This is a genomic window from Shinella sp. WSC3-e (assembly GCF_945994535.1).
GTDB lineage: Bacteria > Pseudomonadota > Alphaproteobacteria > Rhizobiales > Rhizobiaceae > Shinella > Shinella yambaruensis.
Map to the genome: position 1 here is coordinate 2,492,546 of NZ_OZ000530.1, position 13,307 is coordinate 2,505,852.

Genomic DNA, 13,307 nt, shown 5'->3' on the forward strand with positions numbered 1-13,307 from the left:
AAAAGGGGTTATTTTTCGGCTGCGGCCCTTTCGCGCTGCATGCTGTCGAGATGCTGGCGGATATGGGCCGCCTCCGCCGAACTCGTGGCGAGCGCAATGGCGCGGTCGAAGGCTTCGTGCGCCTCGCCATAGCGGCCGAGCTGCTTGAGCAGGCCGCCGCGCAGCCCGTGGAAATAGAAATAGCCGTTCAGCTTGTCGGCAAGCGGCTCGATCAGCGCCAGCGCCGCCTCCGGCCCTTCGCGCTTCGAGACGGCGACGGCGCGGTTGAGCCGCACCACCGGCGAGGGCTGCAGGCGCTCCAGCGTCTGGTAGAGCAGGTCGATCTCGAGCCAGTCCGTCTCCGCCGCCGTTTTCGCGCGGGCATGCAGCGCGGCGATCGCCGCCTGGATCTGGAAGGCGCCGGGCGCGCGGTGGCGGATCGCCTTGTCGATCAGCACCAGCGCCTCGTCGATCAGGCTGCGGTCCCAGAGCGAACGGTCCTGGTCCTCCAGGAGCACGATCTGCCCGTCCTTGTCGAAGCGGGCCGCAAGCCGCGAATGCTGGAGCAGCAGCAGCGCCGTCAGGCCCATGATCTCCGGCTCGGCCGGAAAGAGTTTCAGGAGCAGCCGCGCCAGCCGGATCGCCTCCGCGCAGAACGGCGTATCCGCCTTGTCGGGAACGCCCGCCGAATAGCCCTCGTTGAAGACGAGATAGATCATCGCCGCGACGAGACCGAGCCGCTCGGCCCGGGCCACCGCATCCGGCGTCTCGAAGGGAATGCCGGCCGCGCCCACCTTCGCTTTCGCCCGGGTGATGCGCTGCTCCATCGCCGCCTCCGAGACGAGGAAGGCGCGGGCGATCTGCCGGACCGACAGGCCCGAGACGATGCGCAGCGCCAGCGCGATCTGCTGGGTCGCCGGCAGGTCCCTGTGGCAGCAGACGAAGAGCAGGCGGAGAATGTCGTCCCGGTAATGCGCGCCGTCCAGCCGGTCCGCAAGGTCGCTTTCCGTGTCCTCCAGGTCGGACAGCACCTCCTCCGGCGGCAGCGGCTGGTGCCTGGCGCGCTTGCGCACCTGGTCGATGCCGCTGTTGCGGCCGACGAAGATGAGCCAGGCTGCCGGATCGCGCGGCGGGCCCTTGTCGGGCCAGGTCTTCAGCGCACGCAGGCAAGCCTCCTGATAGGCCTCCTCCGCCATGTCGAGGTCGCGGAAGTAGCGCAACAGCGCCCCCATGGCCTGCGGCCGCGCCGAGGTCAGCGCCAGATCGATCCAGGCAAGCTCTGTCATGTGATGGGTACTCCCGGATTGAAATACTGCAGCGGCCGAACCTCATAGGTGCCGTTGGCCGGATTGACCGCCGAAAGCTCGCGGGCAAAGGTGATCGCCTCCTCCAGCGTCTCCACGTCGAGCACGAAGAAGCCGAGGAACTGTTCCTTGGTTTCGGCGAAGGGGCCGTCCATGACGATATCGTCCGTCGCGCCCTTGCGCACGGTGACCGCCGCCGTCGTCGGCATCAGCCGCGCGACCGGACCGAGCTTGCCCGCCTCGGCATAACGCTGGTTGACCGCCCCGAGATCGGCCATGACCTTCGCGTCGAGCTCCTTGCTCCAGGCGTTGACTTCACTTTCGGCGTCGTAACAAAGAACGGCATACAGCATGGTGAACTCCCGTTGGTTGAAAGACGTAGGAGTAGCGTCTCAGCCGACAGGGCGCACCGGAATATTTTTGATGATAGGGATGAAGGCGGGTGATGAGAGCCTAGGAAAGATCGAAATCCGCGGGCGTCAGCCGGCCGGAACGCAGCAGGTGCTGCAGGACAAAAGCGACCGATCGGGCATCGTCGACGGCATCGTGGGCGCGGAGCGAACCCTGGTCGAGACCGTATAACGCCATGAGCCCGCTGCTGGGCGTCTTCTGCATATCCTCATACGCCATGCCGCCGTGCAGCAGCAACTTGCACGCATTGTCGAATCGGTTCGCGGCGATGGGCGGCGTAATCCCGGCGACATAGCAACTCGTCGCCAACATGCCGAGTTCGTCCTTGCCCCACGACCAGAGCACCAGGCCGCGCGCATAGTCGGCGAACCGTGCGAGCGCCGTTTTCAGGTCGATTCCGGAAGCATCGATCATGCCGTCGCCAATACCTATCAGCGCCGTGAGGAAGGGATCGATCGCGCAGCGGCGGCCATACCTGTCGCGCGGCTCCACATAAACGTTGAACGCGTCTTCGATTTCGAAATCGCCGGCCAGCCGAAGCTTGACCGCCCCGATCTGCACCACCAGCGGATCAGGATCGTAAGGCCCGCACCAGAGCCGCCGCTGAGCGCCTTCGGCCGAGAGAAACTCGCAATCGAAAATCACCGCCGCTTCAGGCATCACGCTCTCCCCGTCACCATCAGCCGCACAGGCAGTTGCCGGTAGCCTATCCGTTGCTCAGCGTGCGCCGCACCGCGTCCTTCCAGCCCTTGATCTTCACCGCACGGGTCTTCTCATCCATCTTGGGCTCGAAGCGCGTATCCCGCGCCCAGGACTTGGCGAACCCCTTGCGGTCCGGCCAGACGCCCGCGCGCTGGCCGGCGAGCCATGCGGCGCCCAGCGCGGTCGTTTCCAGGATGGTCGGACGGTCGACGGGCGCGTCGAGGATGTCGGAAAGGCGCTGCATGGTCCAGTCGGAGGCGACCATGCCGCCGTCGACGCGCAGCACCGTTTCCTTGCCGTTCGCCTTCCAGTCCTTGTGCATGGCGTCGAGCAGGTCGCGCGTCTGGTAGCAAACGGCCTCCAGCGCGGCGCGGGCGAATTCCGCCGGCCCCGTATTGCGCGTCATGCCGTAGATGGCGGCGCGGGCGTCGGGGTCCCAGTGCGGCGCGCCGAGGCCGGTGAAGGCGGGCACGAGGTAGACGTTCTGCGTCGGATCGGCCTTGGCGGCAAGGTCGCCTGTGTCGGGCGCGGCCTTGATGACCTTCAGCCCGTCGCGCAGCCATTGCACGGCCGCCCCGGCGATGAAGATCGAGCCTTCCAGCGCATAGGTCGTCTCGCCGTCGAGCCGGTAGGCGATGGTGGTGAGCAGCCGGTTCTTCGAGCGCACCATGTCGGTGCCGGTGTTGAGCAGCGCGAAGCAGCCGGTGCCGTAGGTGGACTTCATCATGCCGGATTCGAAGCAGGCCTGGCCGATGGTCGCCGCCTGCTGGTCGCCGGCAACGCCGAGGATCGGGATTTCCGCGCCGAACAGGCCCTTTTCCGTCACGCCGAAATCGGCGGCGCAGTCGAGCACGTCGGGCAGCATCGCCTTCGGCACGCGCAGGATGTCGAGCAGCTCGTCGTCCCAGGCGTTGGAGGCGATGTTGTACATCAGCGTGCGGCTGGCATTGGTGGCATCGGTGACATGGGACTTGCCGCCCGTCAGCCGCCAGATCAGGAACGTGTCGATCGTGCCGAAGCAGAGGTGCCCGTGGGCAGCCCGCGCCCGCGCGCCCTTCACGTTGGAGAGCATCCAGGAGAGTTTAGTGCCGGAGAAATAGGGATCGAGCAGCAGGCCCGTCTTCCTGGTGAAGGTCTTTTCGAGGTCCTGCTTCTTCAGCTTCTCGCAATAGGAGGCGGTGCGGCGGTCCTGCCAGACGATGGCATTGTGGATCGGCCTGCCGCTCTCGCGCTCCCAGACGACGACCGTCTCGCGCTGGTTGGTGATGCCGATGGCGGAAATGTCGGAGGCGGCAAGGCCCGCCTTCTTCAGCGCGGCCTTGACGGACCAGACGACGCTGTCCCAGATTTCCTCCGGATCGTGCTCGACCCAGCCGGACTGCGGAAAATGCTGCGTGAATTCCTTCTGGCCGGAACCGACGACCTTCTGCTTGCCGTCGAAGACGATCGCCCGGCTCGATGTGGTGCCCTGATCGATCGCGAGAACATATCCGCCCATCTCTTCCTCCCAGCTGCGGGTCGCTCCCAGACCCTTCGGAATCTTCAATACGATACTAAAACGAATGTCAAAGGAAAATAAAACGCAAGTCGCGCTCTGCCCTCAGCGGGACTGTACCGCGCGGAAAACGCAATTGTCATCGCGCGAGTTTTGGGCGTAGGCTACCGCAACGCAGCATGATCGGGAGACAGCAAGCATGAAAAGCGTCGTCGTAACGGGCTCCACCAGCGGCATCGGCCTTGCCATCGCCACCGCCTTCGCCGAAAGCGGCGCCAATGTCGTCATCAACGGGTTCGGCGCGGCGGACGAGATCGAGGCGATCCGCGCAAGGCTCGACGGCCTCGGCAAGGGACGCGTGCTCTATCACCCCGCCGACATGACGAAGCCGCACGAGATTTCCGACCTCGTCGAGACGGCGGTGGAAGCATTCGACGGCGTCGACATCCTCGTCAACAATGCCGGCATCCAGCACGTCGAGAAGATCGAGGATTTCCCGGTGGAGAAGTGGGACCAGATCATCGCGATCAACCTCTCCAGTTCCTTCCACACGATCCGCGCCGCCATTCCGCACATGAAGCGCAAGGGCTGGGGCCGCGTCATCAACGTCGCCTCGGCGCATGGCCTCGTCGCCTCGCCGTTCAAGTCCGCCTATGTGGCCGCGAAACACGGCATCATGGGCCTGACGAAGACCGTCGCGCTGGAAGTCGCCGAGAACGGCATCACCGTCAACGCCATCTGCCCCGGCTACGTGCTGACGCCGCTCGTCGAAAAGCAGATCCCCGACACGGCCAGGGCCCGCGGCATCAGCGAGGCTGAGGTGAAGTCCGACGTCATGCTGAAGTTCCAGCCGACCAAGGAGTTCGTCGGGGTCGACGAGGTCGCGGCCATCGCGCTCTTCCTCGCCTCCGATGCGGCAAAGTCGATCAACGGCACCCATATATCGGTGGATGGCGGCTGGACCGCCCAGTAGAAACGGACGCGCGGGCACCCTGTGTATCCGCGTGTTCGCGATGGCTGGGCACCGTGCTCCGCCACAGGCCGCCCCTTCCCGGCGGCGGCCAAACCGCCCCACGCCCAGGCGCGTGTCGGCCATCGGACGGCTGAGGGCCGTCAAAGAAGGATGACATGAACTTTCTGCAGGACAGTCTGGAGGGCTTTCTCGCCCGGGAACACCGCGTCGTCATCGTCGAGGTCACCGCCGCCAAGGGTTCGACCCCGCGCGACGAAGGCACGTTCATGCTGGTGGCGCCGACGGAAATCCACGGCACCGTCGGCGGCGGCCAGCTCGAATACGATGCCATCGAGAATGCGCGAAAGATGCTGGCGGATACCGGCGGCGAGGCGAGGCTCGACATTCCGCTCGGCCCCGAGATCGGCCAGTGTTGCGGCGGGCGCGTCGAGCTCACCTTCACCTTTGCCGACGCGCAGGCCCGCGAGGCGCTCGAGGCACGCCTTGCCGAAGAGGAACGGCGCAAGCCGCAGGTCTGGGTCTTCGGCGCCGGCCATGTCGGCCGGGCGCTGGCGGATGCGCTGACCATGCTGCCGCTCAACATCTTCGTGGTGGAGGCGCGCCAGAGCGAACTCGACCAGCTCACCTCCGAGGTGCACCACCGCCTTGCCGCCCTGCCGGAGGCGCTGGTCGCCGACATTCCGCCGGGCTCTGCCGTCGTCATCGTCACCCACGACCATGCGCTGGATTTCCTGATCGGGCAGGAAGCGCTTGCCCGTACCGACCTTGCCTATGTCGGCATGGTCGGCTCGACGTCGAAACGCGCCTCCTTCCTGCACCATCTGGAACGGCAGGGCATCGACCGCAGCGCGGCCGACCGGCTGGTCCTGCCGATCGGCGGCACGGCGGTGGACGACAAGCGCCCGGCGGTCATCGCCGCGATGACCGCGTCGGAAGTGCTGCTCGCCTTCGCCGCCTGGCGGCAGAAGGGGGACGCCCCCACGGCGGCAGGCTAGCCGCGACCGTCGAGAAAGCCGAGATCGCGCTTCATGTAGTCGGAAAGCTCGCTCGGATCGAGGCGGGGGACGCGCTTGCGCTGCCGCCTCAAGAAGACGCGGGAGAGCTTATGCCAAAGGCTTTCCTTGCGAAACGGCAGGCGGGCCGCCGGCGCCTGATCGACGATACATGTCATGGTAAAACCTCGTAAATTCCATTCATTGGCTTGCAGGATGCGCCGAAAGATGATGGAATTCCAATCGAAGCTTCGTCTGTATCCATAAAGAGAACTTGGCCTTGAAGATGTCGCGCAACTTCCCGCTCAATGCGCTTCGCGTCTTCGAGGCGGCCGCGCGGCATGCCAGCTTCACCCGCGCCGGCGACGAGCTCGGCATGACGCAGACCGCCGTCAGCTACCAGATCAAGCTTCTGGAGGAGACGCTCGGCGAGACGCTGTTCCTGCGCCAGCCGCGGCAGGTGATGCTGAGCGAGGCCGGCGAGCGGCTGGCGCCCAAGGTGGCCGAGGGGCTGACGAAACTGGCCGAAGCGGTGGCGGACCTGCGCGGGGCGGCCGAACAGAAGCTGCACATCCATTCGACGCCCACCTTCGCCACGCAGTGGCTGAGCCGCACGCTCGGCGACTTCCAGCTCAAGCACCCGACCATCGCCGTCCGGCTTTCCACCTCGCAGGAGCTGATCGACTTTGCCCGGGAAGAGGCGGATGTCTCGATCCGCTGGGGCAAGGGCGACTGGCCGGGCCTCACCTGCCACCGCGTCATGCGGATGGACTTCGCCCCCATGCTGAGCCCGGCGCTGGCCGAGACGATCGGCGGCATAGGGGAGCCGGCAGACCTCCTGAAACTGCCGATCATCAGCCCGCTGGACATCTGGTGGCGCACCTGGTTTTCCGCCGCGGGCATCGACGATCCGGGCCTCGAACGGTTTCCCCCGAACGAACTCGGCGTGCAGACGATCGACGCCCAGGTGGCGATGGCCGGCCAGGGCGTCGCGATCCTCAATCCCGGCCACTTCCGGGCGGAGGTCGCCGCCGGCCAGCTCTACCAGCCCTTCGAGCTGACCTGCAACGATGGCCGCGACTACTGGCTCGCCTATCCGGAAAACCGCCGCAACATCCTGAAGATCCGTGCCTTTCGCGACTGGATCCTGGCGACGATGCCGGCGGCGGTGTAACCGTTAGGCCTTGGCGTCCAGTTCGGGATAATGGCGGAAAAGGTCGCTTTCGTTACCGGGAAGCCGGCGATCGCTGGCGAGATAGGCGCTGATCCGCGAGTGCCCGGCGACCGCGGCGCAGAGCGCCTTGATCTTCGGATAGCGCGGATAGAGCCCGTCCATCAGCACAGGGAAGGCGTAGGCTAGGCCGTCCATGACCTGGAACAGCGAGAGATCCGCATAGCTGAGCCTGTCGCCGACAAGATGCGTTTGACTGTCCGGGTTTCGCGCAAGGATGCCCTCGAACCAGTCGAGGAATTTCGGAACGCGCTGCGCGCGGAATTCCGCCGCCCGCCGCAGCGACTCGGGCTTCTGGTTCTCGTAGTACTCCCCCGCCCCGATGGGATGGTGGACGTCATGGCCCTCCAGGACGAAGTCGGCGATGGTCAGCTGGATCTGATGCGTCCAGAGCCGCAGCCGCGGCTCGCGGGGCGCAAGGTCGAGCTTGTCGCCGAGATAGAGCAGGATGGCCGCCACCTGCCCGACGACCACGTCGCCGTCCCTCAGGAAGGGCGGCGCGAAGGAGGGCGTGGCCACCTCCCGGCTTACCTTCGACAGGATGCCGTCGCCCTCCTCGCGCGCGACGTCGCGATAGGGCGCACCGGCCGCCTCCAGCGCGAGGCGGATATATTCCCCGCGCCCCTGGATGCCGGTCCAATAGTAGAGTTCGTAGGTCATGGCGCAAAACACCCTTGGCCGGGCGGCGGTTCCGCCCGGGGCGAATTTTCGGGCGCACCGCAATCGAAATCAGAGGGATAGCCGGCCGGCCCGCCCTTCCCTCACCGCCGATTATTGCGCAATGTGCGCGGTGCGGAAAGAGCATGAGGGGACGCGCCGATGTATGAATATGCCATCGCCTGGGAATGGCTGACCTTTGCGGTCCGCTGGCTGCATGTCATCACCGCCATCGCCTGGATCGGCTCGTCCTTCTATTTCATCGCGCTCGATCTCGGCCTCGTGAAGCGGCCGCATCTGCCGGCCGGCGCCTATGGCGAGGAGTGGCAGGTGCACGGCGGCGGCTTCTACCACATCCAGAAATACCTGGTGGCGCCGGCCTCGATGCCCGAGCATCTCACCTGGTTCAAATGGGAAAGCTACATGACCTGGCTTTCCGGCTTCGCGCTGCTCTGTCTCGTCTATTACGGCGGCGCCGACCTCTTCCTCATCGATCGCTCGGTGCTCGACGTCTCGACGCCGGTCGCCGTCCTCATCTCGCTCGCCTCGCTGGCACTCGGCTGGATCCTCTACGACCTTCTCTGCAAGTCGCCGCTCGGCAGGAACACCTGGGGGCTGATGCTCGTCCTCTATTGCATCCTCGTCGCCATGGCCTGGGGCTACACGCAGGTCTTCACCGGCCGGGCCGCGTTCCTCCATCTCGGCGCCTTCACGGCGACGATCATGTCGGCCAACGTCTTCTTCATTATCATGCCGAACCAGCGCGTCGTCGTCGCCGACCTCATCGCCGGCCGCACGCCCGATCCGAAATACGGCGTCATCGCCAAGCAGCGTTCCACGCACAACAACTACCTGACGCTGCCCGTCATCTTCTTCATGCTGTCGAACCACTATCCCCTCGCCTTCGCGACGGCCTTCAACTGGATCATCGCCGCACTGGTCTTCCTGATGGGCGTGACGATCCGGCACTGGTTCAACACGACCCATGCCCGCAAGGGCAAGCCCACCTGGACCTGGCTCGTCACCGCGCTCCTCTTCCTCCTCATCATGTGGCTTTCCACCGTGCCGAAGGTGCTGACCGGCGAAAGCGCGAATGCCGGTCTTCCCCCCTCCGCGCAGCGGTTCGCATCGAACGGCCATTTCCCGGCGGTGCGCGATCTCGTCTCCACCCGCTGTTCGATGTGCCATGCCGCCGAACCCGTCTGGGAAGGGCTTCGCGCGGCGCCGAAGGACGTGGTGCTCGAAAGCGAAACGGCGATTGCCCTCCATGCCCGCGAGATCTATCTGCAGGCCGGGCGCAGCCATGCCATGCCGCCGGGCAATGTCACCGGCATGACGAGGCAAGAGCGCGCCCTGATCACCGCCTGGTTCGAAACCGCAGCAGAAGGACGCTGACCGCTATGACGACAACCCTCATCCGCGGACGCCTGCTCTCCTTCTTCCGCCGCCCGGTCGCGATCAACGATACGGCAAGCTATCGCTACGAGGAGGACGGCGGCCTGCTGGTCGAGGACGGGAAGATCGCCGCCGTCGGCCCCTATGCGGACATGCGCGCGGCTGCGCCCGCCGAGGTGGAGGAGATCGACCATCGCCCGCACCTCATCCTGCCCGGCCTCATCGACACGCATCTGCATTTCCCGCAGATGCAGGTGATCGGCTCCTATGCCGCCAACCTCTTGGAATGGCTGAACACCTATACCTTCCCGGAGGAATGCCGCTTCGTGGAGAGCGAGCATGCCGCCCGCATCGCCCGCCACTTCTACGACGAGATGATCCGCCACGGCACGACGACCGCCGTCGCCTATTGCTCCGTGCACAAGACATCCGCCGACGCCTATTTCGCCGAGGCGCTGAAGCGCGGCATGTGCATGGTGGGCGGCAAGGTGATGATGGACCGCAACGCGCCGCAAGGCCTGCTGGACACGCCCGAAACGGGCTGTGACGAGACGCGCGCCGTGATCGCCGAATGGCACGGCAGGGGCCGCAACCATGTCGCCATCACCCCGCGCTTCGCCATCACCTCGACGCCGGCGCAGATGGAAATGACGGCCGCGCTCGCCCGCGAATTCCCGGACCTCCACATCCAGACGCACCTTTCCGAAAACCACGACGAGATCCGCTTCACCAGCGAGCTCTATCCCGATGCGCTCGACTATACGGACGTCTATGCGAAATACGGCCTGCTGGGCCCGAAAAGCCTGTTCGGCCATTGCATCCACCTCTCCGAGCGGGAAGCGGATGCGATGAGCGAGGCGGGCGCCGTCGCGGTGCACTGCCCCACCTCCAACCTCTTCCTCGGCTCCGGCCTCTTCCCCCTCAAGGCGCTGTCGCGCCGGGAGAGGCCGGTGCGCATCGCCGTCGCGACGGATGTCGGCGGCGGCACGAGCTATTCGATGCTGAAGACGATGGACGAGGCCTACAAGATCCAGCAATTGCTCGGCGAGCGGCTGAACCCGTTCGAGAGCTTCTACCATATGACGCTCGGCAATGCCGAGGCGCTGTCGCTCGAGGACCGCATCGGCACGCTGGATGCCGGCACGGACGCCGACTTCGTGGTGCTGGATGCCGCCGCGACACCTGCCATGGCGCTGAAGATGGAAGTGGTGCGCTCGCTGACGGACGAACTCTTCCTGCTCCAGACGCTCGGCGACGACCGGGCCGTGCGCGAGACCTACGTGGCCGGCAAGCCCATGAAGGCGGCGCTCTAACTGCCGCGATAGGTGGAGTAGCCGTAGGCCGTAAGCAGCAGCGGGACGTGGTAGTGGCTCGACGGATCGGCGACGCCGAAGCGCAGGGGTATGCGGTCGAGGAAGGCGGGTTCGGTGGTGACCGCCCCCGTCGCGCGCAGATAGTCGCCGGCGTGGAACACCAGCTCATAGGTGCCGGCCATGAAGCCGACGCCCTCCACCAGCGGAGCGTCGACGCGCCCATCGCCGTTCGTCACCCTGGTCACGATGTGCTGGTGCTCGCCGTTCTCGATCCAGAAGAGATCGATCGTCAGGCCGGCCGCGGGCTTGCCGAGCGCGGTGTCGAGGACATGGGTCGTGAGGCGGCCGGGCTTGTTCATGGGTTCCTCAGGGATGTTCGATGATGAAGGGTTCGTCGAAGAAGAACTCCTCCAGGTTGACGCCGCCGCCGAGGCGGTCGACCACGAGGAAATCGCTCACCGCGTCGAGGGTCATCAGCGGATGGTGCCAGACGTTGCGGCGATAGTTGACGCCCTGACGCCCCCCGGCGCGGAAGACCTGCGGCCTGCCCGGCCTACCGCCCTCGTCCTCCGCCACCACGACCAGCCAGGGCCGGTCGTCGATTGGCGAGAAGCTCTGGCTGCCGAAGGGATGGCGCTCCATCATGTCGACGGCATAGGGGAAGGCCCTTGGGCTGCCGCGGAAGAGGTTGATGATGACCTTCGCATCCTCGCCGACGGCCTCGGCCTCGGCGAGCGCATGGTAGCGCTCGGTATTGCCGCCGTTGATATGGCGCATCGTGGCGGGATCGGCCTCGATCACCGTGCCGAAGGGGGCGAAGGCTTCCTGGGTCAGCGGCCGGATCGTCAGTTTCTCAGCCATGAGACAGCCCTCCCGGGGAGAGGAAGGGCGGTCTTCGGTGGTCGGGCATGTTCATTCTCCGGGGAGAGCAGCGGTCAATCTGAGGAGCGCGATGCGCTCCACCTGGGTTTTCGCGGTTTCGAACTCCGCCGCCGCCGTGTTGCCGATGCGGGCCTCGAAGGCGGCGAGGATGTCATCCTTGGTAAGCCCTTTCACCGCAATGATGAAGGGGAAGCCGAACTTTTCCGTATAGGCGGTGTTGAGCTCGGTGAAGCGGGCGTGCTCGGCCGGAGAGAGCCGGTCGAGGCCGGCACCGGCCTGCTCGTTGCGGCTGTCCTCCGTCAGCTCGCCGGCGATCGCCAGCCTGCCGGCAAGGTCCGGATGGGCACGCAGCACGCCAAGCTGCTCGGCCTCGCTCGCCGTGCGGAAGGCCTCGACGAGCGCGGCATGCACGCCGGCTGCCGTCAGCGGCAGGGCGACGGCGCCGGCATCGAACGCGCGCTCGGCGATGAAGGGCGAATGCTCGAAGACGCCGCCGAAACGGGCGAGGAAATCGGCCCGGTCGATCATGCGCCCTTCCCCTTCGACGGGTGGTGGTTCTCGATCCAGTGGCGCGCGATGTCGATGCGCCGCGGGATCCAGATCTTCTCATGGCCGAGCACGTAATCGACGAAGCGGGCGAGCGCGGCGGCGCGGCCGGGCCGGCCGACGAGGCGGCAGTGCAGGCCGATGTTCAGCATCTTCGGGCTGCCTTCGGCGCCCTCCTGGTAGAGCACGTCGAAGGCGTCCTTCAGGTAGGTGAAGAACTGGTCGCCGGTGTTGAAGCCCTGGGGCGTCGCAAACCGCATGTCGTTGGTTTCGAGCGTATAGGGGATGATCAGGAAGGGCTGGCCGTCGAGGCCCGGCACCCAGAAGGGCAGGTCGTCCGCATAGGAATCGGAGGAATAGACGAAGCCGCCCTCCTCCATGACCAGGCGCAGCGTGTTGCCGGAGGGCTTGCCCTGGTACATGCCGAGCGGATGGGAGCCGGTCAGCTCCTTGTGCAGGCGCACGGCCTCGCGGATGTGCTCGCGCTCCTTCTCCTCGGAAAAATCCTTGTATTCCAGCCAGCGGTAGCCGTGGCTGGCGATTTCCCAGCCGGCTTCCTTCATGGCGGCGACGGCTTCCGGGTTGCGCGCCATGGCGAGCGTCACGCCGTAGACGGTGGTCGTGACGTTGCGGCTGGTGAACAGGCGATGCAGGCGCCAGAAGCCTGCGCGCGAGCCGTATTCGTAGATCGATTCCATGTTGAGGTTGCGCTGGCCCGGCCAGGGCTGCGCGCCGACGATTTCCGAGAGCAGGCACTCCGACGCCCCGTCACCGTCGAGGATGCAGCTTTCGCCGCCCTCCTCATAGTTGATGACGAACTGCACGGCGATGTTGGCATCGCCCGGCCAGCGCACCTTGGGGGGCGTGCGGCCGTAGCCAATCAGGTCGCGCGGATAGGTCTTCTCAGTCATTCGATCACCTCGACAATGGGCGGAACCGGTGCAGCGGACGGCCGGAAGCCGAATTGAATCCGATGCATACCCTCATGAAAGGAACCATTACCGCCTCGGCCCGTTTCCTGTCCATCACAAGCAAGGAGAAACACCTATGGCCATGCAGGATGCAAACATTCGCGAAACCCAGGATCTGATCGCCAGCGACAAGGTGGAGGGCACGAGTGTCTACGGGGCCGACGGCAAGCATATCGGCTCGGTGGAGCGTCTGATCCTCGACAAGCGCAGCGGTCACGTCTCCTACGCGGTGCTCAGCTTCGGCGGCTTCCTCGGCCTCGGCCAGGACCACTATCCCTTGCCTTGGGCGAAGCTGAGCTATGACGAAGGCCTCGGCGGCTATCGCGTCGACGTGACGAAGGAGCAGGTCGAGCGCGCACCGCACTATGAAAGCGATGCCGAATACGACTGGAACCACCGCAACGGCAAGGTGATCCACGACTATTACGGCGTGCCGCCCTACTGGATGTAAGCACG

Annotated in this window: 16 protein-coding genes; 6 read left to right on the forward strand and 10 right to left on the reverse strand. The window is 65.7% G+C overall.

Annotated features, from left to right (window positions below; genetic code table 11):
- Nucleotides 1-8 precede the first annotated feature (8 nt).
- The 4 genes from AABF56_RS12320 to glpK form a co-directional block, all read right to left on the reverse strand.
- Nucleotides 9-1,265 carry an RNA polymerase sigma factor gene (locus AABF56_RS12320; RefSeq protein ID WP_272806128.1) on the reverse strand — a complete coding sequence of 419 codons (1,257 nt, stop codon included), beginning with the start codon at nt 1,263-1,265 and terminating at the stop codon, nt 9-11.
- Nucleotides 1,262-1,636 carry a YciI family protein gene (locus AABF56_RS12325; protein WP_272806129.1) on the reverse strand — a complete coding sequence of 125 codons (375 nt, stop codon included), beginning with the start codon at nt 1,634-1,636 and terminating at the stop codon, nt 1,262-1,264. Before AABF56_RS12325 ends, AABF56_RS12320 begins: the two co-directional genes overlap by 4 nt.
- A 100-nt stretch (nt 1,637-1,736) precedes the next feature.
- On the reverse strand, nt 1,737-2,354 hold the full coding sequence (locus tag AABF56_RS12330; RefSeq protein WP_272806130.1) for an exonuclease: 618 nt from the start codon (nt 2,352-2,354) through the stop codon (nt 1,737-1,739).
- Between the two features lie 46 nt (nt 2,355-2,400).
- Nucleotides 2,401-3,894, reverse strand: coding sequence for a glycerol kinase GlpK (gene glpK, locus AABF56_RS12335; protein WP_272806131.1), 1,494 nt, complete (start codon nt 3,892-3,894; stop codon nt 2,401-2,403).
- Between the two features lie 196 nt (nt 3,895-4,090).
- On the opposite strand from glpK, the gene AABF56_RS12340 reads away from it, so the two are divergent.
- Both AABF56_RS12340 and xdhC read left to right on the forward strand, forming a co-directional pair.
- Nucleotides 4,091-4,864: a 3-hydroxybutyrate dehydrogenase gene (locus tag AABF56_RS12340; RefSeq protein WP_272806132.1), complete on the forward strand. Its 774-nt coding sequence runs from the start codon at nt 4,091-4,093 to the stop codon at nt 4,862-4,864.
- A gap of 155 nt (nt 4,865-5,019) precedes the next feature.
- Nucleotides 5,020-5,859, forward strand: a complete 840-nt coding sequence (gene xdhC, locus AABF56_RS12345; protein ID WP_272806133.1) for a xanthine dehydrogenase accessory protein XdhC — start codon at nt 5,020-5,022, stop codon at nt 5,857-5,859.
- Here xdhC and AABF56_RS12350 read toward each other — a convergent pair.
- Nucleotides 5,856-6,035, reverse strand: a complete 180-nt coding sequence (locus tag AABF56_RS12350) for a hypothetical protein (protein WP_244767103.1) — start codon at nt 6,033-6,035, stop codon at nt 5,856-5,858. The genes xdhC and AABF56_RS12350 overlap by 4 nt on opposite strands.
- Before the next feature lie 101 nt (nt 6,036-6,136).
- Here AABF56_RS12350 and AABF56_RS12355 point away from each other — a divergent pair, with 101 nt between their 5' ends.
- Nucleotides 6,137-7,030 (forward strand): LysR substrate-binding domain-containing protein, encoded by an 894-nt coding sequence (locus tag AABF56_RS12355; protein ID WP_244767104.1) that lies wholly within the window; start codon nt 6,137-6,139, stop codon nt 7,028-7,030.
- Between the two features lie 3 nt (nt 7,031-7,033).
- Here the strand turns inward: AABF56_RS12355 and AABF56_RS12360 are convergent, their stop codons facing one another.
- Nucleotides 7,034-7,747: a glutathione S-transferase gene (locus AABF56_RS12360; protein WP_272806134.1), complete on the reverse strand. Its 714-nt coding sequence runs from the start codon at nt 7,745-7,747 to the stop codon at nt 7,034-7,036.
- Between the two features lie 159 nt (nt 7,748-7,906).
- Between AABF56_RS12360 and puuD the strand changes: the two genes are divergently transcribed.
- Complete coding sequence (gene puuD, locus AABF56_RS12365; protein WP_244767106.1) at nt 7,907-9,139, forward strand: urate hydroxylase PuuD; 1,233 nt, start codon at nt 7,907-7,909, stop codon at nt 9,137-9,139.
- Between the two features lie 5 nt (nt 9,140-9,144).
- Nucleotides 9,145-10,452: a guanine deaminase gene (guaD, locus tag AABF56_RS12370; protein WP_272806135.1), complete on the forward strand. Its 1,308-nt coding sequence runs from the start codon at nt 9,145-9,147 to the stop codon at nt 10,450-10,452.
- On the opposite strand, the gene uraH is transcribed toward guaD, so the two are convergent.
- From uraH to puuE, 4 genes are read right to left on the reverse strand one after another with little or no spacing between them, the layout of a single operon-like run.
- A complete protein-coding gene (uraH, locus tag AABF56_RS12375) occupies nt 10,449-10,811 on the reverse strand; it encodes a hydroxyisourate hydrolase (RefSeq protein WP_272806136.1) in 363 nt (120 codons plus the stop codon). The two genes, guaD and uraH, sit on opposite strands and share 4 nt — an antisense overlap.
- A gap of 7 nt (nt 10,812-10,818) precedes the next feature.
- Nucleotides 10,819-11,313: an ureidoglycolate lyase gene (locus AABF56_RS12380; protein ID WP_272806137.1), complete on the reverse strand. Its 495-nt coding sequence runs from the start codon at nt 11,311-11,313 to the stop codon at nt 10,819-10,821.
- Nucleotides 11,314-11,364: 51 nt separating this feature from the next.
- On the reverse strand, nt 11,365-11,862 hold the full coding sequence (uraD, locus tag AABF56_RS12385) for a 2-oxo-4-hydroxy-4-carboxy-5-ureidoimidazoline decarboxylase (RefSeq protein ID WP_272806138.1): 498 nt from the start codon (nt 11,860-11,862) through the stop codon (nt 11,365-11,367).
- Complete coding sequence (gene puuE, locus AABF56_RS12390) at nt 11,859-12,791, reverse strand: allantoinase PuuE (RefSeq protein ID WP_272806139.1); 933 nt, start codon at nt 12,789-12,791, stop codon at nt 11,859-11,861. Before puuE ends, uraD begins: the two co-directional genes overlap by 4 nt.
- Nucleotides 12,792-12,927: 136 nt before the next feature.
- Here puuE and AABF56_RS12395 point away from each other — a divergent pair, with 136 nt between their 5' ends.
- Nucleotides 12,928-13,302, forward strand: a complete 375-nt coding sequence (locus AABF56_RS12395; RefSeq protein ID WP_272806140.1) for a PRC-barrel domain-containing protein — start codon at nt 12,928-12,930, stop codon at nt 13,300-13,302.
- The last annotated feature ends 5 nt before the right edge of the window (nt 13,303-13,307 follow it).

Coding starts and splice junctions, on each gene's coding strand:
- AABF56_RS12320 (WP_272806128.1), bottom strand. CDS start 1,265: ATGACAGAGCTTGCCTGGATCGATCTGGCGCTGACCTCGGCGCGGCCG.
- AABF56_RS12325 (WP_272806129.1), bottom strand. CDS start 1,636: ATGCTGTATGCCGTTCTTTGTTACGACGCCGAAAGTGAAGTCAACGCC.
- AABF56_RS12330 (WP_272806130.1), bottom strand. CDS start 2,354: ATGCCTGAAGCGGCGGTGATTTTCGATTGCGAGTTTCTCTCGGCCGAA.
- glpK (WP_272806131.1), bottom strand. CDS start 3,894: ATGGGCGGATATGTTCTCGCGATCGATCAGGGCACCACATCGAGCCGG.
- AABF56_RS12340 (WP_272806132.1), top strand. CDS start 4,091: ATGAAAAGCGTCGTCGTAACGGGCTCCACCAGCGGCATCGGCCTTGCC.
- xdhC (WP_272806133.1), top strand. CDS start 5,020: ATGAACTTTCTGCAGGACAGTCTGGAGGGCTTTCTCGCCCGGGAACAC.
- AABF56_RS12350 (WP_244767103.1), bottom strand. CDS start 6,035: ATGACATGTATCGTCGATCAGGCGCCGGCGGCCCGCCTGCCGTTTCGC.
- AABF56_RS12360 (WP_272806134.1), bottom strand. CDS start 7,747: ATGACCTACGAACTCTACTATTGGACCGGCATCCAGGGGCGCGGGGAA.
- puuD (WP_244767106.1), top strand. CDS start 7,907: ATGTATGAATATGCCATCGCCTGGGAATGGCTGACCTTTGCGGTCCGC.
- guaD (WP_272806135.1), top strand. CDS start 9,145: ATGACGACAACCCTCATCCGCGGACGCCTGCTCTCCTTCTTCCGCCGC.
- uraH (WP_272806136.1), bottom strand. CDS start 10,811: ATGAACAAGCCCGGCCGCCTCACGACCCATGTCCTCGACACCGCGCTC.
- AABF56_RS12380 (WP_272806137.1), bottom strand. CDS start 11,313: ATGGCTGAGAAACTGACGATCCGGCCGCTGACCCAGGAAGCCTTCGCC.
- uraD (WP_272806138.1), bottom strand. CDS start 11,862: ATGATCGACCGGGCCGATTTCCTCGCCCGTTTCGGCGGCGTCTTCGAG.
- puuE (WP_272806139.1), bottom strand. CDS start 12,791: ATGACTGAGAAGACCTATCCGCGCGACCTGATTGGCTACGGCCGCACG.
- AABF56_RS12395 (WP_272806140.1), top strand. CDS start 12,928: ATGGCCATGCAGGATGCAAACATTCGCGAAACCCAGGATCTGATCGCC.